Below are 21,864 nucleotides of genomic sequence, written 5' to 3' on the forward strand. Positions count from 1 at the left end.
CCGTCTTTATACACTCTCTCGCATGCCCGCATAGGTACCTCAGTATTAATCCGGTAAGCAAATAAAGTCCTTCTATTTACCTCCAGCAACATGAATTTTACCTGTCAGGGACTAACTCTTTAATTTTACATCGTAAAGGTAACTAATTATCCCAATCTCAATACATTACAAAATGTAACTGGCGGGCTCAAATAAAGTCTCGCCAATACCATCCCCTTTTGAAGCTAACTCACCATTTCGAGAATAATAGATATAAAATCCACGAAATTAACAACATTTTTGATACAGAAGCATGTTTCACAGATTTATTTAAAGGCAACTTCCCTTAAGTACTTAATGCGGTTGATAAAGGATTTTAAAGAGCCGTAAATTACTTCTCTTTCGCACACCAAGTGATCGCACACATATTTATTTCCGAAAACAATACTAATTAATTGACAATCATTTACATCAGGGATAGGTATAAAAATGTCAACTTCTAATCAAGACAAAGGAAAGTGGATTTCATTACATCCTTCCCAAGAGGAAGTTTACTTTGATCAATTAATACACCCGGGCAGCTCTCATTATAATATTGGTGGATATGTTGAGCTAAAAGGAGTCCTTAATATTGAAAAATTCAGGAAAGCCATTGAGAAATCCATCTACTCAATTGATTCATTTGGCATAAATTTCGATTTTTCTAACGAGCAATTGAGACAGCAGTTTGGTTCCATCTATCGCAACAGCGACGTATTATACATTGACTTCGCCAATGAAAAGCACCCTGCACTTGCAGCGACAAGCTGGCTTAGAGAGTACTATGCAATTCCTTTTGAGCTAAGCCAAAAGTATTTATACGAAAACACATTACTCAAAATAAACGACAGAGACCATTGGTGGGTTAACAAATCGCACCATATTTTAATGGATGGCCTCGGCTATATAAACTATGGAAAGATTGTTGCTGAGACATATAGCAACTTCGTCAACAATGATTCATTAGCATGGTTGAAGGAAACGCCTTCTTATAAAAAGTGCATAGTCCGATCAATGAATTACTTTTCATCCGAAAAGTATCAAAAGGATAGGAACTATTGGGTAGATCAATTAAAGTCTCCACCCCAGCCATTCTTGACCAAGAAATACGCATTGGGAAGCCATAAAAGCGAACACTACTCCATAGCATTGCCTACAGATAATGCAAACCATATAAAAAAATTGGAAACAACACTTAACTCATCTTTGCTTAAGCTTACGATTGCCGCATTATCAGTATACTTCTCCAGAACAAGCTCCACCAATACACTTACATTCGGTTTGCCCGTTCATAATCGCCGCAATAAAGAAGAACGACTTACGGTTGGAATGATGACAGGTGTCATTCCTTTTAAAGCGAGCATTTCTCCTGAGATGACCTTGTCTGAGCTTATAAAGGGAATATCTCAAAAACTAAGAAAAAGCTATAGACATCAACGATACCCTATCAGCCATTTGAAGCGCGACTTAAAAAAAATAACCAGCAATACAGGCGAAATATTCGATGTACTCATAAATCATGAGGCATTTAATTTGGATTTACATTTTGACGGCCTCAAAAGTTCATTTGAGCACCTATCAAGCGATGATGAGATGACGCCATTACAAATCCGATGGTGCGATTACGGAGCCAATCAGCCTTTACAGCTCAAACTCAGCTATAGAACTGATTATTTTTCAAAAGATGAGGCCGCATTATTGGCGGACAGAATACTCCATATGCTACTCAGCTTTGAGCAATATCATGATCAGTCTATCGACCTCATTCCAATCCTCACTCAACCAGAAACCCAAAAGCTGCTCATTGACTGGAACCAAACCGCCACGCCCTACCCGGCCGAGCAATTCATCCATGAGTTGTTTGAAGCCCAGGCTGCGAAATCTCCGAACACGGTGGCTGTAATGTTTAATGACGACGCGTTGACCTATGGCGAACTCAACCGGCGCGCCAATCAGCTGGCCCATTACTTGATCGAACAAGGGGTGAAGCCCGACGCGCTGGTGGGGCTTTGTATGGAGCGCGGCCTGGATATGATTATCGGATTACTGGGTATCCTGAAAGCCGGCGGGGCTTACGTACCGCTAGACCCCAGCTATCCCACGGAGCGACTGGGTTACATGATCGAAGACAGCGGCGTTGAGCTGGTCGTGACTCAAACTGCGCTAAAGAGACCCATTCCTCCTCTGGCTAACCTCTCCTCTATTTGCCTGGATGCGGAAGACCATCAGAAATTACTCTCCCTGTGCTCCGATAGGAATATTGCTAAAGACCGTCTGCAACTGACTTCACAGCACTTGGCGTATGTGATTTACACCTCCGGGTCGACGGGTAAGCCGAAGGGCGTTTTACTTGCGCATCAAGGACTGGTTAATTTGGCTCTGGCTCAACAATCCTTGTTTGACGTCACCGCGTCCAGCCGGGTATTACAATTCGCCTCGCTTAGTTTCGACGCCGCCACCTGGGAATGGTGCATGGCGCTGGCAGCTGGAGCCTCCCTATATATCCCTGCACAAGAGACAATAACTTCAGCTAAAGCACTTTCCACTTTCGTGCAGCGTCAACAGTTAACGCACGCGACCTTGCCACCTGCATTGCTGCCTGTTTTAGATATTGATCAGTGGAAGAGTGTTAAGCACTTAATCGTCGCCGGAGATAGCTGTCCTTTATCACTTGCACAGCAATGGATGGTTAACCGGAATTTCCATAATGCTTATGGACCTTCAGAAGCAACCGTCTGTTGCTCGGCTTATTCCCTGACAGGCCTCTCTACTGTTTTACCTATCGGCTCTCCCATCGCCAACGTTCAGCTCTTTGTATTATCACCAAACCAGTCACTACAACCCATTGGCGTAGCCGGCGAACTCCATATTGGCGGCGCGGGCCTCGCTCGCGGTTACTTAAACCGCCCCGATCTCACCTCAGAGAAGTTCATTCACAACCCCTTTAGCGACGATCCCCATGATCGCCTGTATCGCACCGGGGATCTGGTGCGTTGGCTGCCGGATGGAAACCTGGAATTCCTCGGCCGCATCGATTATCAGGTCAAGATCCGCGGCTTTCGCATTGAGCTTGGAGAAATCGAGGCGGTTTTGTTACAGCACGAGGCGGTCCGGGAGGCCGTTGTGGTTGCTCGCGTAGACCAGGACGATAACCGTCTGGTGGCGTACGTCGTGGCAATCGTCGATGAGATGACGTCAAGTTCCTTGGTTGATGAACTAAAACAAATCATAAAACAGCAATTGCCTGACTACATGACACCCTCTGCGTTTGTAATCCTGGATTCACTGCCGCTAACGCCCAACGGCAAAGTCGATCGCAACGCCTTGCCGGCCCCGGACTACGCCGCTTCGGCGGATGAGTTTGTGGCGCCGGCTACCCCCACTGAATGCAAGCTGGCTGACATATGGCGATCACTGCTGCAGATCGACCGCCCCATCAGCGTCAACGCCAACTTCTTTGAGTCAGGGGGACACTCCTTATTAGCCGTTCGCCTGGCCGCTCTCATTCGGGAGGCCTTTTCTGTGGAAGTGACGGTTAAAGATCTGTTCAGCACGCCGCATCTGTCTGAAATCGCCGCATTAATTGAGCAAAGCGTTCCAACTACCCCCAAAGTGCCCGCCATTAGGCCCAGAGATCCGCAGGTCACGAAGATACCCCTGTCCTATGCGCAACAACGCTTATGGTTTATTGACCAGATGGAAGGCGGCAGCGCGCACTACAATATGCCCGGCGCGTTAATGCTGGAAGGAAGGCTGGATCAGGGGGTCTTAAATCAAGCATTAACCACAATCTTCGAGCGACACGAGAGTCTGCGCACCTGCTTCACCACGGTTGACGGAGAAACCCACCAGCAGGTCATGTCGCCTCCCGATAAATGGGAAATTGAAGTAGTGGACCTATTCGCTCTGGAAGGCGCTGCATTACAGGAAGCCACTAAACAACTCCAATTAGCCGAAGCCTCAAAACCTTTTGATTTAAGCCACGACTATCTGCTGCGCGGACGTTTGCTACAGCTTGCCAATGAGCGCGCCTTGTTACTGCTGACCATGCATCATATCGCTTCCGATGGCTGGTCAATCGGCGTATTGATTCGTGAGCTGAACGCCTTGTATGCAGCTTTCGTTCAGGGCCAGTCCAATCCCCTGCCCCCGTTAGCCATCCAATATGCGGACTACGCCCTGTGGCAACGGGAGTATTTACAGGGCGAGACGCTGGAGCAGCAGGTGGCGTACTGGCGTCAGCAACTGCAAGGACTGCCAGATGTGCATCAGTTGCCCTTGGACCATCCGCGCCCGTCGGTGCAGACCTTTGACGGGGCCGCTTATCACTGCGTCATCGATAACACCCTCAGTGACGCATTCAACCGCTATTGCGTCAGTCGCGGAGCCACGTTGTTTATGGGATTGCATGCGGCGTTTTCCGTGTTATTGAGCCGCTATAGCGGTGAAACGGATATTGTGGTGGGTTTCCCTGTCGCGAACCGCGAGCAAGGGGAAATCACGTCGCTTATCGGCTTCTTTGTGAATACGCTGGTTCTGCGTGCGGATCTGTCTGAGAACCCGACCTTCGACGCATTGCTCCAGCAGTGCAGGCAAACGGCGTTGGAGGCCTACGCCCATCAGCAGGTTCCCTTTGAACAGCTGGTTGAAGCGCTACAGCCCGCCCGTCATCTCAGCCATCACCCGTTATTTCAAGTGATGCTCGCCTTGCAAAACAACCAGCAAGAAACTCTGTCCCTGCCCGAACTGACGCTATCGATGCAAACGCCGGAGTTCACGATAGCCAAGTTTGACTTGACCTTGCATGTATCAGAAGAGGCAGAAGGGCTAAAGCTGAGTTGGGAATACAACACCCGGCTGTTCGAAGCCGCGACCATTCAGCGCATGGCGGGTCATCTCCACCAGCTGCTCACGGAAATCGTCGCCAGACCAGACCAATCGATCAACGCTTATTCCCTGCTCACTCAGCAGGAAACCCAGCAACTGCTCATTGACTGGAATCAGACCGCCGCCCCTTTCCCGGCCGAGCAATGCATCCATGAGTTGTTTGAAGCCCAGGCAGCGAAGTCCCCGAACGCCGTGGCGGTCGTATTTGAAGACGACAAATTGACCTATGGCGAACTCAACCGGCGCGCCAATCAGCTTGCTCATTACTTGATCGAGCAAGGGGTGAAGCCCGATGCGCTGGTAGGGCTCTGCGTAGAGCGCAACCTGGAAATGATCATTGGATTACTGGGCATCTTGAAAGCCGGCGGCGCTTACACCCCTCTAGACCCCAGCTACCCCATGGAGCGGCTGAGCTACATGATTGAAGACAGCGGCGTTGAGTTAGTCGTGACTCAAACGGCGCTAAAGAGATCCATTCCTCCTTTAGCAAACATATCCTGTATTTGCCTGGGAGCCGAAGATCATCAGCAATTACTCTCCCGACACTCCGATAGGAATATTGCTAAAGACCGTCTGCAACTGACTTCGCAGCACCTGGCGTATGTGATTTACACCTCCGGCTCGACGGGTAGGCCTAAAGGGGTGCTTATACCTCATCAAGGCGTAACGCGTTTAGTTATCAGCAATAACTATGCGCCATTAAACAATAAAACCGTCATGGGGCAGTGCGCGACGATTACATTTGATGCGGCTACATTTGAAATCTGGGGAGCTTTACTTAATGGCGGGAGGTTGGTCCTCTACCCTCAGCCAGTCATGGACATTCTGCAACTCAATGAGTTTATCCACAGCAACCATATCAACACCATATGGTTAACCTCCGGCTTATTTGATCATTTCGCCAAGGACGCATCCAAGATCGACTCTTTGAAATACATTCTAACGGGAGGAGATGTAGTTTCACCTCATACAGTTTCCAAGCTGTATTCCACGAACTCTGACCTAACGATAATTAACTGCTATGGTCCAACTGAAAATACAACCTTTACGTGCTGCTTTACCATTTCCTCAAGTATCGATGTAAATAGATCTATCCCTATTGGTCGCCCAATTAAAAATACAACCGTTTATGTATTGTCGCCATCCCAATCGCTACAGCCCATTGGCGTAGCTGGCGAACTCTATATTGGCGGCGCTGGACTCGCTCGTGGTTACTTAAACCGCCCCGATCTCACTGCGGAGAAGTTCATTCCAAACCCTTTCAGCGACAATCCCCATGACCGCCTGTATCACACCGGGGATCTGGTGCGCTGGCTGCCGGATGGCAACCTGGAATTCCTCGGCCGCATCGACCATCAGGTCAAAATCCGCGGCTTTCGTATTGAGCTTGGGGAAATCGAATCCGTTTTACTACAACATGAGGCCGTCCGGGAGGCCGTCGTGATCGCCCGCGAGGATCAGGGCGATAAGCATCTGGTGGCGTACGTCGTGGCAGTTGCCGATGAGACGACTTCGAATTCCTTGATTGAGTATCTAAGGCAGATCATAAAACAACAATTACCCGACTACATGACGCCCTCAGCGTTTGTAGCCCTGGATTCACTGCCTCTAACGCCCAATGGCAAAGTCGATCGCAATGCCCTGCCGAGCCCGGACTATACGTCTCAGGTTGACTACATTGCGCCGACGTCGCCGATTGAGACGCTGCTTTGCGAGATCTGGCGAGAAGTGCTGGGACTTGAACAGGTGAGCGTCGGGGCGAACTTCTTTACCGCTGGCGGGGATTCCATAAAAGCCATGCAAGTGGCTTCCAGAGCGCAAAGAGCGGGCCTGGCGTTAACCACCCGTCAGCTGTTTACGCACCAGACTATTGCTGAACTCGCCCTGCAGGTGACGGTTAAAGCCGGTGCCGATGCGCCCCAGGAAGACAGTACAGGAACGCAGACTTTATTACCCGTACAGCAACACTTCCTGGCAACCCAGCCCATGGGCGCGCATCACTTTAACCAGGCCGTTCGCGTATCCTTACCCGCTGGCGTGACGGAAGAGGCCTTGCGCCAAGCTCTGGCGGCGATAGTGGCGCGTCATGACGTCTTACGCCTGAACTTCCAGCAGCAGGCCTCGCACTGGCGCGCCAGTTACCTGTCCCACTCCCCCGAAGCAATAGCGGATACGATACATCGTCTGAACCTGCCACCCATGGCGGAGAACGCCCGGCGGCGGCTGATCGCCGAGAAGGCGAATCCGTTACAAGCCAGTTTTGATCTGGCGCAACCGCCGCTAATCCGCTGGCTGTGGATTTACAATGAGGCCACAGCCGCCAGTGAACTCATTTGGATCATGCATCACTTGATTGTGGACGGCGTGTCATGGCGGATCCTGCTCCAGGACTTGCAACAGGCGCTTGAGCAATACGCCGCCTCCGCAACGATTACTTTGCAACCCAAAACCAGCAGCTACCAAGCCTGGGCTCAGCAGCTGGAGGCGTACAGCAAGACGTCCGCCTGCCGGCAAACGGCTCGTTATTGGCGGCAGACGCTAAGCCAGCACGCGCCGGACTTACCGGCCCGCCCCTTGTCGTCGACCGATAGCCTGGACTACCAGCGGACGGCCTATCACTCGCTGCAGCTCAGCGAGACCTTGACTCAGCAGCTGCTGCAGCAAAGCAATGCCTGTTACCACACCCAGATCAACGACCTGCTATTGACCGCTTTATTATTGGCCGTCACCGACTGGACCGGCGGCGACAGTTTACGCGTTGATCTGGAAGGACACGGTCGCGAGGCGCTGTTTGAAGACACTAATCTGAGTGAAACCGTCGGCTGGTTCACCTCTGTTTTTCCAGTGCATTTACACAAGGCGGCCAGCGTGTCTGCAGACTCAGCAACAGAGGTAGGCGAGCACATTAAAGCGGTGAAGGAACAGCTGCGACAGATACCGAACAAGGGCATTGATTATGGCGTGTTGCAACGCTTTCAAGCGGACGCTTTGCCCGAGCATCGGCCCTCTGCCGTGGTCTTCAATTATTTAGGCCAGTTTAATCAGACCAACGAAGCCAACGCACTTCAGCTGTCCATCACTGACACTGGGGAAAGCGTTGCTCCACAACTGCAACGCGAGCACCTCCTGGGCTTCAATTGCCTAGTGACTTCCGGGCAATGGCGACTCACTTTGGACTATCACTCCGGCCAATTCGCCGCTGAGCACATCGCCCAGCTGGCGGACCGCTATCGCTTTTACTTAACCGAGATCATTCACCATTGCGCCCACTCCGCGGGAAGCCATACGCCTTCTGACTTCCCTCTGGTTAAATTATCTCAACGCCAGCTCGACCGGCTACAGCAGGACTACCCTGCATTAGAGGATCTCTACCCCAGCACGCCGATGCAGCAAGGGATGTTGTTCCACAGTGAGTTAAGCGGAGACACTGGGGTGTATATGACCCGGCTGGGCATCATGCTGCGCCGGCTTGACCCGCTCCTGTTTCAACAGTGCTGGCGGAGTCTGATAGCGCGCCACGCCATTCTGCGAACCGCCTTTACATCAATAGACGGGCAGGAGCCGCTGCAACTTGTTCAATCCCAGGCGGAAGCGCCCTGGCGGCGGCTGGACTGGCGTCCATTAAGTGAGCCGGAGCAACAGGCGAACCTGCAGGAGTTGCTGGAAGAGACGCCCCATTATGACCCGCGGCGGGCACCGCTCATGGATTTTACCCTGGCGCAAACCGACGACTCCGATTATTGGTTTATCTGGCGTCATCATCATGCTTTGCTGGACGGCTGGTGTTTGCCGATTCTGTTTAAGGAACTGCTTACCCTCTACCAACGCGGAGCGAATCAACCGTCCCTCCCGTTACCCGCTGTCGCGCCTTACCGAGAGTATATCGCCTGGTTACAACGACAAAGCCCCGCGCAGGCGGAAGACTATTGGCGCGCCTATTTAGCCGGATTTAACGCGCCAACGGCGCTGCCCGGCGCCCGTCCGTCGATCGCCGCCGAGGATGCACCGCCGCAACAGGCAACCCATTTAACGCTCTCAACGACGCTCACCACGCAGCTTCAGCAACTGGCTCAATGCCAGCAGGTGACGCTCAATAGCGTCGTGCAAGCTGCATGGGGACTGTTGCTCAGCCGCTACAGCGGCGAGCAGGACGTAGTGTTTGGCGGTACGCGCTCAGGACGCCCGGAGGCGCTTCCCGGCGCAGAGCACATGTTGGGATTGTTTATCAACAGCGTCCCTATGCGGCTACAGCTGACGGGTAACCTCTCTATCGCAGATTGCCTGCAACAATTGCAACAGACTCAAGCCTCTCACGACCAGTATAGCTACCCGCCGTTAGTGGATATTCAGCGTTACAGCGAGGTCGGCGGTGGCCGTCATTTATTCGAGTCACTGCTTGTATTCGAAAACTACCCGCTGGACGCCTCATTGATAGAGTCAGCGTCGTCTCCAGATCAATTCGTCGTAGGACAGCTCATCGCAAACGAACAATCGAGCTACCCCCTGAGCCTATCTATAGTTCCCGGTGACCGGCTGCACTTTAAATTGCTGTATCAACCACAACGCTTCACTGAGGACAACGTTCGTCGGCTGCTCGCGCATTTACAACAACTTCTCATCGCCATGACTCGCACTGAAAGCTCCGTCGCGATGAGCGGATTGAATATGCTAACCGAGCAGGAAACCCAGCAACTGCTCGTTGACTGGAACCAGACCGCCGCGCCCTACCCGGCTGACCAATGCATCCATGAGCTGTTTGAAGCCCAGGCCGAGAAATCCTCAAATGCGGTGGCGGTAGTGTTTGAAGGCGACGAACTGACCTATGGCGAGCTCAACCGGCGCGCCAATAGACTGGCCCATTACTTAATCGAGCAAGGGGTGAAACCCGACGCGTTGGTGGGCCTCTGTATGGAGCGCAGCCTGGATATGATCATTGGGCTACTGGGCATATTAAAAGCCGGCGGAGCTTACGTGCCTCTGGATCCTGGCGCGCCGCCCGCAAGGCTTCAAGCTATATTGGATGATTGTCAGCCTGAGTTATTGATAACGCAGATGCGCTGCATCGAATCATTGAATAGTCACTCTGGCGCTGTAGTTTGTTTGGATGCTGATTGGCCCGTAATTGAAAACTCTCCCAGCAGTCAACCACCTGTCTCCAGCAGCCCCAATGACCTGGCCTATGTGATCTATACATCCGGCTCCACAGGGAAACCCAAAGGCGTATTGCAACACCATAAGACCCTGCTGAATCTGGCTCAGCATCAGGCATTGGAAGGGCATTTAACTCAGGCGATGAAGACACTTCAGCTTACCAACATCACTTTTGACGTGGCGCTGCAAGAAATCGTCACCAGCTGGTTTACAGGTAGTTGCCTGGTGCTTATCCATAACGATGCGAGACTGGATATGTCACTGCTGGCGGACGTGTTATCCAATCAACGCATTGAGCGTCTGTTTATTGCGCCTGCGTTGTTACATGCGCTCACTGATTTCTTAACCCACCAGAGCATCTCCTTGTCTCATATCAAAGAAATCATTACCGCCGGCGAAGCGCTTCAGATCACTGGCAACTTACATCAGTTTCTTCAAGCCCATCCCAGCTGTTGCTTATGGAATCACTACGGCCCTTCTGAAACGCACGTGGTGACAATTGAACAGGTCAAAGATTTCAACGTGGGCGATATCCCGGCAATAGGCAAACCCTTAAAAAACCACCAGTGTTATGTCGTAAATCAACAGAATCAGCTTCAACCCATTGGCGCGCCTGGAGAGTTATTAGTTAGTGGAACTGGACTCGCCCGTGGTTACTTAAACCGCCCCGATCTCACTGCGGCGAAGTTTATTCCAAACCCTTTCAGCGACGATCCTCATGACCGCCTGTATCGCACTGGGGATCTGGTGCGCTGGCTGCCGGATGGCGACCTGGAATTTCTCGGCCGCATCGATCATCAGGTCAAAATCCGCGGCTTTCGCATTGAGCCTGGGGAAATCGAAGCGGCTTTACTACAACATGAGGCGGTTCGGGAGGCCGTCGTGGTCGCCCGGGAGGACCAGGGCGATAAGCGTCTGGTGGCGTATGTAATCACCGAGACTGGCAGTAACTTGACTGAAGAGCAATTAATCCGTGATTTAAAACGCACCATTACGCAACAGTTGCCTGACTACATGACGCCCTCGGCGTTTGTAACCCTGGATTCACTGCCGCTAACGCCTAACGGCAAAGTCGATCGCAACGCCTTGCCAGTCCCGGACTACGCCGCCTCGGCAGATGAGTTTGTAGCGCCGGTTGGCTCCACGGAATGCAAGTTGGCTGACATATGGCGATCACTGCTGCAGATCAATCGCCCCATCAGCGCCAACGCCAACTTCTTTGCATCAGGCGGACATTCTTTATTAGTGATGAGGTTAGTTTCAGCAATTAGTGATCAGTTGGGCGTCCAAATAGCCGTAAGAGATATTTTTGGGCATTCACAGTTAAAAGACTTAGCCACATATATTGATGCCTATCGTGTCCTGGATAAGCACAAAGAGTGGAAGCCGCTGGTAAGGTTATCGGACGAAACATTAACGAATAAAGCATTCCCTAAATTATTCTGCGTGCCTGGAGCTGGGGGATTTAGTATCGCTTACCAAGCGCTATCAGACGAGCTAAGTCAGTTTGCGCAAGTATTAGTATTTGAAGCTAAAGGACTTGATGGAGCCCAAGAGCCTCATAACGATTGGAATTCATTGATTAGCTGTTACTTGAATGCAATCACTATCGAGCAACCGATAGGGCCCTACTATTTATTAGGTCACTCTTTTGGCGGACGGGTAGTATTTGAGCTGGCTCGAAAACTGGAAGCATGCAATCAGGAAGTTCATGTCATTATTTTAGATACAGCGTTATCTAATACTGTCCTTTCCAATGAAATTGCCGCCATGCCTGATATGAGTGTCGCAGAAAAAGTGTTGCATGTTGTCGATGAGTTTCTTGGGGACGCATCGAGAGGTCCAAACCACAATTTTCCATCAGCGAAAGAGGAACTGAAGCATTTAATGGTAATGGGAGGACTACTCCCCGCCAATGGCGACAGCCAACTACTGGATGGATTCATAGAAGTTTATGCTGCTCAAGACTCACTATTCAATCAATATGAGCCAAGCGGCAGGTTGCATAGCAAGCTTCTTTTTTTATACAGCGAAAACTCTTTCTCAAGGAAATTACTTCGTTTGGCCGTTGAGAACTATAACCAGCTATGCGCCCAGCCCATCAATGCACACAAAGTGGATGGTGGACACGTATCAATGTTGAGAGCTAAAAACGTTCATTCTATTGCCTCTGCTATTGCACCTATTCTGAATACAGAGCAAAACATCAGCATGAGTAGCAAAAGCAACGAGGAGGAAATGCTTTTGTAGAAATAGGGATACGAAAAACGCCTCCATACAGGAGGCGTTTCCATCAAGGCTTGGCATGACGCTTTACTGATATCCCTCCCTTCGTATGGAGGATGTAAAAACGCTAACCGATTACAGCCTTATAAAACCATTAAGCAGCCAACCAGCTCTCAACAGTTTCTTTGCCGTATTGTTCTTTCCACGCGTTCAGAACTTTGTGGTTACCGCCGCGGGTTTCAACTACTTCGCCGGTTTCTGGGTTTTTGTACACTTTCAAAGGACGCGCGCCACGACGCTTGTCAGAAGCAGAGGCTTTAGCTGGCGTTTTGTCCCCACCCAGCAGGTTCAGCAGCTCGTCGGAAGAAACGTCGTAGCTTTTCATCAGCGCTTCAAGCTGCTTTTTGAATTCCAGGCTCTTTTTCAGTTCGTCGTCATTTTCCAGCGCTTCCAGTTTCTTTTTCAGCGCTTCGATTTCAGCAAGCGTATTTTCGTAGGCGTTAATCTTTTTCATTTCTTATCCCCAATGTAATTATGAAAACTATTGAATCCGGGCCATTTACAGCCTGGCCAATACAATACGAGTTGGAAGCGGAGTATAACGCAAAGTTATTAAGCATCAAGCATTTTCACTTATAAAGCACAATTATTTACTAATAAATAACATTACCGTCATATTAATTTTTGTTGTATTGGCTCTACCCTTGCGCGAATTCGATCACTTTATAATCAAACCTATTACAATGTGAATTATACAACCGGATAAAACAACTTATACGCAGACAGTCTGGCGCCACGTTAATTAGCGATAACGAAGGTGGCGCGAGTGAATCGAGTGGATACGGGATTTTTACGAGATATGAGGATTGTGACTACTTCAAACACCACCAAAACCAAAGTCGATGTTCCTTATCACCCAAGGCGTAGTCTCCCCGTCCGGCTATAATATCCTGCAACCCTTGCATTAAGAGCTGAACTCCCTGCTTCGATATATCCAGACAAGGTCTGCCTTCGGTTTCATTAATTGTCCACTGCGCAGTCCTATCCGGCGTATAGGTCAGTTTAAGCTTAGGGAAGCTAATCACTTGGTCGCGGCAGTTCGCCACTGCCGCCGCGGCGTCAGGTTTGCTTAAGGTTAGAGTACGATATAAGGAGTCATTAACCTGAAGACATTGACCCAATAACTGCAAGAGCGAATCGGCGCCCGTTGTGTCCGTGCTCAAATGCCAGCCGGCGTAATCGCTGGGATTATTTTTATAGCGCCAGAAATATATTTCTCCCTGCTGGCGCCATGAATAAAGATCCGTCGTTGTCGATTTATTCTGCTTCATGTTCTCTATTAACGATAATCAAGTCGTTCACATCGTCACATAGCTTCTTAAAGCTTTCCACTATCGCCGTACCGCCCACTTCAATGTAGTAAACCGGGCACTTTCCATCTTCCGCATTTTCAATGTCGAGAAACAACAGGCTTTCCGGTTGCGCGATTACATCCAGGTCTCCCACTTCAAAGTCGCCTTCAATAAAGCCGGTGACTAAAAACGGAATTTTGGTGTCCAGGTCCAAATTTTCAGGCATGCCGTCGCAAAAGAGATCGTCGAAAAAGCATTCCGCATCGCTTTCATCCACCTGCGACAGATCAAAGATCATCGCATCACGCGCCTCCCCCTCAATCTCCACGGACACGGGACGCCACATTAAATCCGAATACTTTTCATAGATGCTTCTTAACATGCTTTTACCTCCACCAAAGAAATAAGAATCACGAAAAACCAATGCGCTTCCATTTCCATATGGGTCAAAGCGAAACGACTCTATTAAGAGTAGAGTATGTCAGGGATTTCTTTATATGAAACTTTAATGGCTAAACGTTGGCGCGCAGGTGGGAGGTAAAGCGCAGGCAGCAGATAGATAGGGGGCGTCAAACTCATCCCTGAGTCAATTCTTCACACCGTCATGTACCCTCTTACCTGCTCTTTATCCATGTCGGCTTTCTGGCCGGACAGGACGACGGCGCCGCGATCCAGTACGGCGTAGTTATCGGCGAGTTCGTAGGCGAAGTCGAGGTACTGTTCGATCAGCACTATGGCCATATCCCCCCTGTCGCGCAGTCTTCCGATGACGCTCTGGATATCCTTGATGATGGATGGCTGGATGCCTTCCGTCGGCTCGTCCAACATCAGGAGTTTGGGACGGGTGACCAGGGCGCGGGCGATAGCGAGCTGCTGTTGCTGCCCGCCGGAGAGATCGCCGCCGCGGCGTTTCAGCATACTTTTCAGCACGGGAAACAGGGTGAAAATTTCCTCAGGTATGCTGCGCTGACTGCGAGGAATGGCGGCGAAGCCGGTTTTCAGGTTCTCCAACACCGTAAGCTGGGAAAATATCTCACGCCCCTGGGGCACGTAGGCAATGCCCAGTTTGGCGCGGTCATGGGGGGAGAGTCGCGCTATATCGCGCCCCTGCCAGAGCACCGCGCCCTTTTTGACGGGATGGCGACCGGACAGCGCACGCAGCAAGGAGGTCTTACCCACCCCGTTGCGACCCAGAATGCAGGACACCTTGCCCGCCTCCGCTTCCATACTGACGCCATATAAGGCCTGACTGGCGCCGTAAAACAAGTCTACGTTCTGTACGTTCAACATATGACATTACTCGATTATTCTGTCGCTGTTTGATCCAGGGGCGTCTACTTATCGTTACCGCCCCAGATAAACCTCAATCACCTGCTGATTCTTCTGCACCTGATCCAGCGAACCTTCCGCCAGGACGCGTCCTTCGTGCAACACCGTGACTTTGCACTCCAGCGCGCGCACGAAGTCCATGTCATGCTCCACCACCACCAGGGAATGTTGCTTGGAGACGGCTTTGAACAGCTCGGCGGTTTTCTCGGTTTCCACGTCGGTCATCCCCGCCGCTGGTTCATCGATCAGCAGCAATTCCGGCCCCTGTATCAGCAGCATGCCGATCTCCAACCATTGCTTCTGCCCGTGAGAGAGCGCGCCAGCAAGTTCGTCCGCCCTGGCGCTGAGATCCACCAGATTCAGAATTTCATCAATGCGGGTTTTCTGCGCCTTGCTGAGCCGGTGGAAGAAGGCCTCATACACCTTGCGACCGCCTTGCAGCGCCAGCTCCAGGTTTTCAAACACCGTCAGCGACTCAATCACCGTTGGCTTCTGGAATTTGCGGCCGACGCCCATATTGGCGATCTCGGCCTCGTCGTGCTGAGTCAGGTCGATGTTATTGTTGAACAGCACCTGCCCGGTGTCTGGCCGCGTCTTGCCGGTGATCACATCCATCATGGTGGTCTTGCCTGCGCCGTTTGGGCCGATAATCGCGCGCAATTCTCCCGGAGCCAGAATCAATGACAGGCTGTTCAGCGCCTTGAAACCATCGAAGCTGACAGAGACGCCGTTTAAATAAAGAATGCTGGGCTGTTCCAGATGTTTCGCTTGCATGATCTTTCCTTATGAGCTGGGACTGACTTCCACCGCTTTCCCGGCGCGCAGGTCAGCGGCGGCGGGACGCGAAGGCTCACTTGGCGTCGACGCGGCGGTACCGGTAGTCGTGACGGCGTCCCCAGACGTTTCAGATTGCGCTGGTGACGCCGACTTTCTCCTTGGACGGATGCGCTCAAGCAGCCCGACCAACCCTTTGGGTAAAAACAGAGTGGTGATCACAAACAAAGCGCCCAGACAATACAGCCAAAGCTCAGGAAACGCGCCGGTGAAATAAGTTTTCGCGTAGTTCACCGTCACAGCTCCGATGACCGCGCCATACAGCGTACCGCGCCCGCCCACAGCCACCCAGATGATGATCTCAATGGAGTTGATGGGAGAAAACTCGCCGGGATTAATAATGCCCACCTGAGGGACATAGAGCGCGCCGGCTATTCCCGCAAGCACCGAGGAGACAACGAATACAAAGAGCTTGTATTTATCCACCCGATACCCCAAGAACCGCGTGCGCGCTTCCGCGTCGCGCACCGCCACCAGGACACGCCCGAGTTTGGAGTTAACGATACGGCGACACAGGACATACCCCAGCATGAGCGACACGGCGGAGGCGATGAACAAGCCGCAGCGGGTGGCGTCCGATTGCAGGTTGAAGCCCAGCAAATCCTTGAAATCCGTCAGGCCGTTATTACCGCCGAATCCCATATCATTGCGGAAAAACGCCAGCATCAGCGCGTACGTCAGCGCTTGGGTAATAATGGAGAGATAAACCCCGGTGACCCGCGAGCGAAACGCCAGCCAGCCAAACACAAACGCCAGCAGCCCAGGCGCTAACGCCACCATCAGCATGGCGAAACCGATATTATCGAAGCCATGCCAATACCAGGGCAGCTCTTTCCAGTTCAAAAACACCATGAAGTCCGGCAGCAACGGATCGCCGTAAACGCCCCGATCGCCGATCTGGCGCATCAGGTACATCCCCATCGCGTAGCCACCCAAGGCAAAAAAAGCGCCGTGCCCCAAACTGAGAATCCCGCAGTATCCCCAGATCAGATCAACCGCCAGCGCCAAGAGGGCATAGCAGAGATATTTTCCGAGCAATGTTACCGTGTAGGTGGACACATGCAGCGCCGAGCCCGGCGCCATGGTCAGATTCAACAGCGGCACGATCACCGCCAACGCAGCCAGCGCCAGCAGCAGATAGCGGCCGCCTTTATCGTTCATGAGAAGTCGAGTGACAGGTCCCAACTGCATTATCAGCCCTCCACCGCGCGGCCCTTGAGGGCGAACATGCCTCGCGGGTATTTCTGAATAAACAAGATGATGAAAACCAGCACCAGAATTTTCGCCAGCACCGCGCCAGCGAAGGGCTCCATCAGTTTATTGGCGACGCCCAGGGACATGGCCCCGACGAAAGTGCCCATAAGATTGCCCACGCCGCCGAACACCACCACCATAAATGAGTCAATGATGTAGGACTGACCGAGGTTGGGACCGACATTGGTCAATTGACTCAACGCCACGCCGGCGATACCGGCGATGCCGGACCCAAGACCAAAGGTCAGCGCATCCAGCCAGCCTGTGCGAATCCCCATGGAGCTGGCCATGGGCCGGTTTTGCGTCACTGCCCGCATTTGCAGTCCGAACTGGGTTTTACGCAGCAACGCCGCCAGCGCCAGCAGCACCAGAATGCTGAAGATAATGATGTATAAACGGTTGTAGGTCAGAGACAGTGCGCCGTTGATCTCAATAGAGCCCGACATCCAGGCCGGCGTAATAACGGATTGATTCAAGGAACCAAAAACGGTTCTGACCAGTTGCTGCAGACACAGGCTGATGCCAAAAGTGGCCAATAGGGTTTCCAGTGGGCGACCGTAAAGAAAACGGATCACGCCACGCTCGATCACGACGCCCGCCAGCCCCGACACCAGAAACGCCGCAGGAATGGCGACAAATAAAGAGTACTCAATATGGTTCGGCATCCATTGCTGAATCATATAAGTGGTGTAAGCGCCCAGCATAATCATCTCGCCGTGGGCCATATTGATGACTCCCATCACACCAAATGTGATGGCCAGCCCTACCGCCGCCAGCAACAGCACCGCGCCCAGACTGACGCCGAAGTACACGTTCTCCACGCCTTTATTGAAGGCGACCAGGCTTTCGATCGCATCCAACGCCTCCTGCGCCGCCTGCCTTACGGCTGGGTCCGGCTCCAGGAACTCGCCCTGGCCGTTGGTGTTCAGAAAGCTGCGCAGCAGCGAACGCACTTCCACATACAGCTCGCCCTGCAGCTGCTCTATCGCCGCCACCCGACTCTGCGTTGTTTCGCCATAGCGCGCCTGCAACATGGCCAGATCGACAGATAACAGCTCTTGAACGGACGCATCCTGCTCTTTCTCCAGCGCGCGCTGCAGTAGAGGAATATTGCTCGCGTCATCGGATTTCATCATATTGCGCGCCGCTTCCAGTCGCACATTCACATCCGGCGCACGTAATTGCAGCGCCGCCAGACTTTCCCGCAGCAATTGCCGCAGGGAATTATTCACACTGATCTTCTTGAACGCGCGCTTCTCAACGTCCTCAGTCACCTCGCCGGTCAGCGCGTTTTGCGCAGAGTAAAGATCATTGGCGTAGCGCAAGATAACCACTTCGCCTTCGCCTTTCTTGGCGTATTGTAGATCGCCTTCCAGCAACGCGCTGAGAATGGGAGCGACCTGGGGATCGTCAATCTCGCTTAATGCGCTGACGAGCTGCTCTTTTTCAGCAAAGCCCGCCGTCTTTAATTGGGTAAGAATGGGTTCCAGGCGTGCGTCAGCGGGCTCCGCCTGTGCGCCGGAACCCAGCATCCACATACATATCATTAATAGCGCACAGCCCAGTCTTACAAAACTCAGCCGCGAGCTTGGGGAAAACAGGAGGGAAAGTCGTCGCATGGGTTACTCTTTCCGTAGCGGTTTGCGCCCGGCGGAAGTCTGCGCTGTGACGCCAGTCGAAGCCGGCGTCACAGTAATTTCCGCGATGGGATGGGCGTGATCGATTAATAGTTTTGCCCGGAGCACTTGCCGGTTTTGACGTTGTAGTTGCCGCAACTCAGAGGTAGCGTCCAGTCCGCCGTCAGGTCTTTGCTGCCTGGCAGATAGTCGGACCAGGCGTCGCCCATGACAGCGCCGGAAGTGCGCCACACGGTTTCAAACTGACCGTCTTCCTGAATTTCGCCAATCAGCACCGGTTTGGTGATGTGGTGGTTCGGCATCATGGTGGCGTAGCCGCCAGACAGATTAGGCACCGTGACGCCGACAATTGCCTGACCGACTACGTCTGGATCGGTAGTCCCGGCTTTCTTGACCGCTTCCGCCCACATGTTGAAGCCGATGAAGTGCGCTTCCATGGGGTCGTTGGTGACGCGTTTTTTATCCTTGATAAAGGTTTTCCAGGAATCGATGAATTCATCGTTCGCTTCCGCGTCCACGCTCATGAAATAGTTCCAGGCCGCCAGGTGGCCGACCAGGGGTTTGGTGTCCAGACCGGACAACTCTTCTTCACCCACGGAGAAGGCCACGACCGGGATGTCTTCCGCGGAAATGCCCTGGTTGCCCAGCTCTTTATAGAAAGGCACGTTGGCGTCGCCGTTGATGGTGGAGACGACTGCGGTTTTCTTGCCGGCGGAACCGAACTTCTTGATGTCGGAGACGATGCTCTGCCAGTCGGAGTGCCCGAAAGGCGTGTAGTTGATCATGATGTCTTCCTGTTTGACGCCTTTCGATTTCAGGTAGGCTTCCAGGATTTTGTTGGTGGTGCGCGGATACACATAGTCGGTGCCCGCCAGCACCCAGCGCTTCACACCCAGCTCATTCATCAGGTAGTCGACCGCAGGCACCGCCTGCTGGTTGGGCGCGGCGCCGGTATAGAAAACATTCTTGGAGGACTCTTCCCCTTCGTATTGCACCGGATAGAACAACAGGCCGTTCAGCTCTTCAAACACCGGCAGTACGGATTTGCGTGAGACGGAGGTCCAGCAACCGAACACCACATCCACTTTGTCTTTTTCCAACAGCTCGCGCGCTTTCTCTGCGAACAGCGGCCAGTTGGAAGCGGGATCAACCACGACGGCTTCAAGCTTCTTACCAAGCAGGCCGCCCTTCTTGTTTTGCTCATCCACGAGCATGAGAACTGTATCCTTCAGAGTTGTCTCGCTGATAGCCATGGTTCCGCTCAGGCTGTGCAGAACGCCCACCTTGATGGTGTCCGCCGCCTGCGCCAGGGAGGCGCTGATTGAAAGGGCCAACGCGCTCAAACCAATCCCAACACGCCTAGACATTTTTTTCATTGTACGAACTCCGATACGGGTTAATGTTGTGAGTTTCTCCCGTCGCAAGCAACGCACGCAGTGTTCCATCACTTTTTTATCTCTTTGATTTCATAACGTTACATTTGAAAACCCAAAGATACGTAGTTTTACGGAGCCCCCATTCGCACCAGTGTGACCCATGTCTCAAGCATGGGGGCACAATAACGGGGCGCTCTCAAAAAATGTCTGACGACCCACTTAAGGCGCGCCCAATCCATGAACCAAAGCGGTGCAAAAAAAGAGAGCCTGAACGCTTTTAAACCACCGCCTCCGCCCTGTCAGCGCCAAAATGGCGAGGGATTGGCACAGCATTCGCTTAATGACTTGCCACAACGAGACAGAAATGAGCGCGCCCACGCATTGTTTCAGGGCGCAGCAGGTAAGAAGAAAGTCGCGGACAGAGGACGCGACCCCAGCGTAAAGGTACGCAGCGTAATGCTTGCAGAGCAATTCACCGATACAAACAAGCAGGCGGAGCAGGAATTGAATCCTGGCTCTTCCGCCGCCACCGGCGCCAGAAACTGGCGGGCGTCGCTCACCTTAAACCTGACTAAAGAGTCAAGTCGCACCATATTGAAGCAAGCCGCTCATCAAGGCCCTTTGCGGGTGCAGCGACCGTTTTATCCAGAAGGCGCGCAACGCCCCCACATCTATATATTGCATCCTCCCGGCGGTCTGGTTTGCGGAGATGAAATCGAAATTGACGCCAGAGTGGAGCAAGGCGCAGGCGCGCTGTTCACTACCCCTTCCGCCGGCAAAATCTATCGCACTGACGCAGCCGGACACCGGCAATGTCAGACCGTTCGGCTGCACTGCGCCGCCGCGGACAGTCTGGAATGGCTGCCCCAGGAAAACATCATTTACGACGGCGCCGATGGCGCACAGACCTTACAGCTGCATACCAGCGCCGCCAGCCGCTTTATCGTCTGGGAAATCACCGCATTGGGACGCCCGGCGGCGGACGCCCCATTCGCCCATGGAGCCTTCACCCAGACCACCCAGATTCTGCGTGACGGCGCGCCCTGCTTCTTCGAGCGGGTCGCATTGCGCGGCGAAGGCCCCGGGTTTCAAGAGCCGTGGGGGTTGCAGGGACAACAGGTTTACGGATCGCTGCTCGCCGGATATGAGAAGGAATCGCCGCAAAAACTGCTGCAGCAGTGCCGCGAAGCCTTGCAGGCGAATACAGTCATCACAGCCCTTGAAGTAGACAAAGGCTTGCGCTGGACCCTGACGCGCAAGGATGACCTGATCATTCTGCGCGCGCTGTGCCAGCAGTCGGAACCCATCAAGCATTTGTTTATGGCGGCGTGGTCCCTGCTGCGTCCAGCGTTAATCGGGGTAGAAAGTCATCCGCCGCGGATATGGGCGACCTGACACAGACGTGACTTGAAGCGAAAGCTGATCAGCCACTAAGACCCAAACATCGCAGTTATCCAACAATAAAAGTAACCGCAAGATAAAAGAGGAAGTTCACGATGGAACTCACCCCTAGAGAGAAAGACAAACTGCTGCTGTACACCGCCGCGCTGGTGGCGGAGCGGCGCAAAGCGCGGGGATTGAAACTGAATTACCCGGAGGCGATGGCCTACCTGAGCATGGAAATCGTGGAAGGCGCCCGGGATGGCCGCAGCGTAGCTGAGCTGATGGCCTACGGCCGCACGCTGCTGACGCGGGATGACGTCATGGATGGCATACCGGAAATGATTCCAGAGGTGCAGGTGGAAGCCACCTTTCCGGACGGCACCAAACTGGTCACGGTCCATAACCCTATCCCTTAAT

The 21,864-nt window shown here is 52.6% G+C and carries 11 protein-coding genes; 3 read left to right on the top strand and 8 right to left on the bottom strand.

Going from position 1 to position 21,864, the window contains the following annotated elements; all coding sequences use genetic code 11:
* Positions 1 to 468: 468 nt before the first annotated feature.
* Complete coding sequence (locus tag O5O45_RS15570) at positions 469 to 12,306, top strand: non-ribosomal peptide synthetase (protein WP_305906117.1); 11,838 nt, start codon at positions 469 to 471, stop codon at positions 12,304 to 12,306.
* A gap of 130 nt (positions 12,307 to 12,436) precedes the next feature.
* On the opposite strand, the gene O5O45_RS15575 is transcribed toward O5O45_RS15570, so the two are convergent.
* The 8 genes from O5O45_RS15575 to urtA form a co-directional block, all read right to left on the bottom strand.
* Positions 12,437 to 12,796, bottom strand: a complete 360-nt coding sequence (locus O5O45_RS15575; RefSeq protein ID WP_305906118.1) for a histone-like nucleoid-structuring protein, MvaT/MvaU family — start codon at positions 12,794 to 12,796, stop codon at positions 12,437 to 12,439.
* Positions 12,797 to 13,154: 358 nt separating this feature from the next.
* Positions 13,155 to 13,613, bottom strand: coding sequence for a hypothetical protein (locus O5O45_RS15580; RefSeq protein WP_305906119.1), 459 nt, complete (start codon positions 13,611 to 13,613; stop codon positions 13,155 to 13,157).
* Positions 13,600 to 14,016 carry a hypothetical protein gene (locus O5O45_RS15585; protein WP_305906120.1) on the bottom strand — a complete coding sequence of 139 codons (417 nt, stop codon included), beginning with the start codon at positions 14,014 to 14,016 and terminating at the stop codon, positions 13,600 to 13,602. The genes O5O45_RS15580 and O5O45_RS15585 overlap by 14 nt, the downstream gene beginning before the upstream one ends.
* 212 nt (positions 14,017 to 14,228) lie before the next feature.
* Positions 14,229 to 14,924 (bottom strand): urea ABC transporter ATP-binding subunit UrtE, encoded by a 696-nt coding sequence (gene urtE, locus O5O45_RS15590; protein WP_305906121.1) that lies wholly within the window; start codon positions 14,922 to 14,924, stop codon positions 14,229 to 14,231.
* A gap of 54 nt (positions 14,925 to 14,978) precedes the next feature.
* Entirely contained in the window at positions 14,979 to 15,737 is a 759-nt protein-coding gene (gene urtD / locus O5O45_RS15595) for an urea ABC transporter ATP-binding protein UrtD (RefSeq protein ID WP_305906122.1), read from the bottom strand.
* A 9-nt stretch (positions 15,738 to 15,746) separates the two neighbouring features.
* Complete coding sequence (gene urtC, locus O5O45_RS15600) at positions 15,747 to 16,988, bottom strand: urea ABC transporter permease subunit UrtC (RefSeq protein WP_305906123.1); 1,242 nt, start codon at positions 16,986 to 16,988, stop codon at positions 15,747 to 15,749.
* Between the two features lie 2 nt (positions 16,989 to 16,990).
* Positions 16,991 to 18,670, bottom strand: coding sequence for an urea ABC transporter permease subunit UrtB (urtB, locus tag O5O45_RS15605; protein WP_305906124.1), 1,680 nt, complete (start codon positions 18,668 to 18,670; stop codon positions 16,991 to 16,993).
* A gap of 104 nt (positions 18,671 to 18,774) precedes the next feature.
* Positions 18,775 to 20,064 carry an urea ABC transporter substrate-binding protein gene (gene urtA, locus O5O45_RS15610; protein ID WP_216737374.1) on the bottom strand — a complete coding sequence of 430 codons (1,290 nt, stop codon included), beginning with the start codon at positions 20,062 to 20,064 and terminating at the stop codon, positions 18,775 to 18,777.
* A gap of 321 nt (positions 20,065 to 20,385) precedes the next feature.
* On the opposite strand from urtA, the gene O5O45_RS15615 reads away from it, so the two are divergent.
* Complete coding sequence (locus O5O45_RS15615) at positions 20,386 to 21,459, top strand: urease accessory protein UreD (RefSeq protein WP_305906125.1); 1,074 nt, start codon at positions 20,386 to 20,388, stop codon at positions 21,457 to 21,459.
* Between the two features lie 101 nt (positions 21,460 to 21,560).
* A complete protein-coding gene (ureA, locus tag O5O45_RS15620) occupies positions 21,561 to 21,863 on the top strand; it encodes an urease subunit gamma (RefSeq protein ID WP_305906126.1) in 303 nt (100 codons plus the stop codon).
* Position 21,864: the final 1 nt, after the last annotated feature.

Source organism: Hahella sp. HNIBRBA332 (assembly GCF_030719035.1).
In the GTDB taxonomy this organism is placed as follows: Bacteria; Pseudomonadota; Gammaproteobacteria; order Pseudomonadales; family Oleiphilaceae; genus Hahella.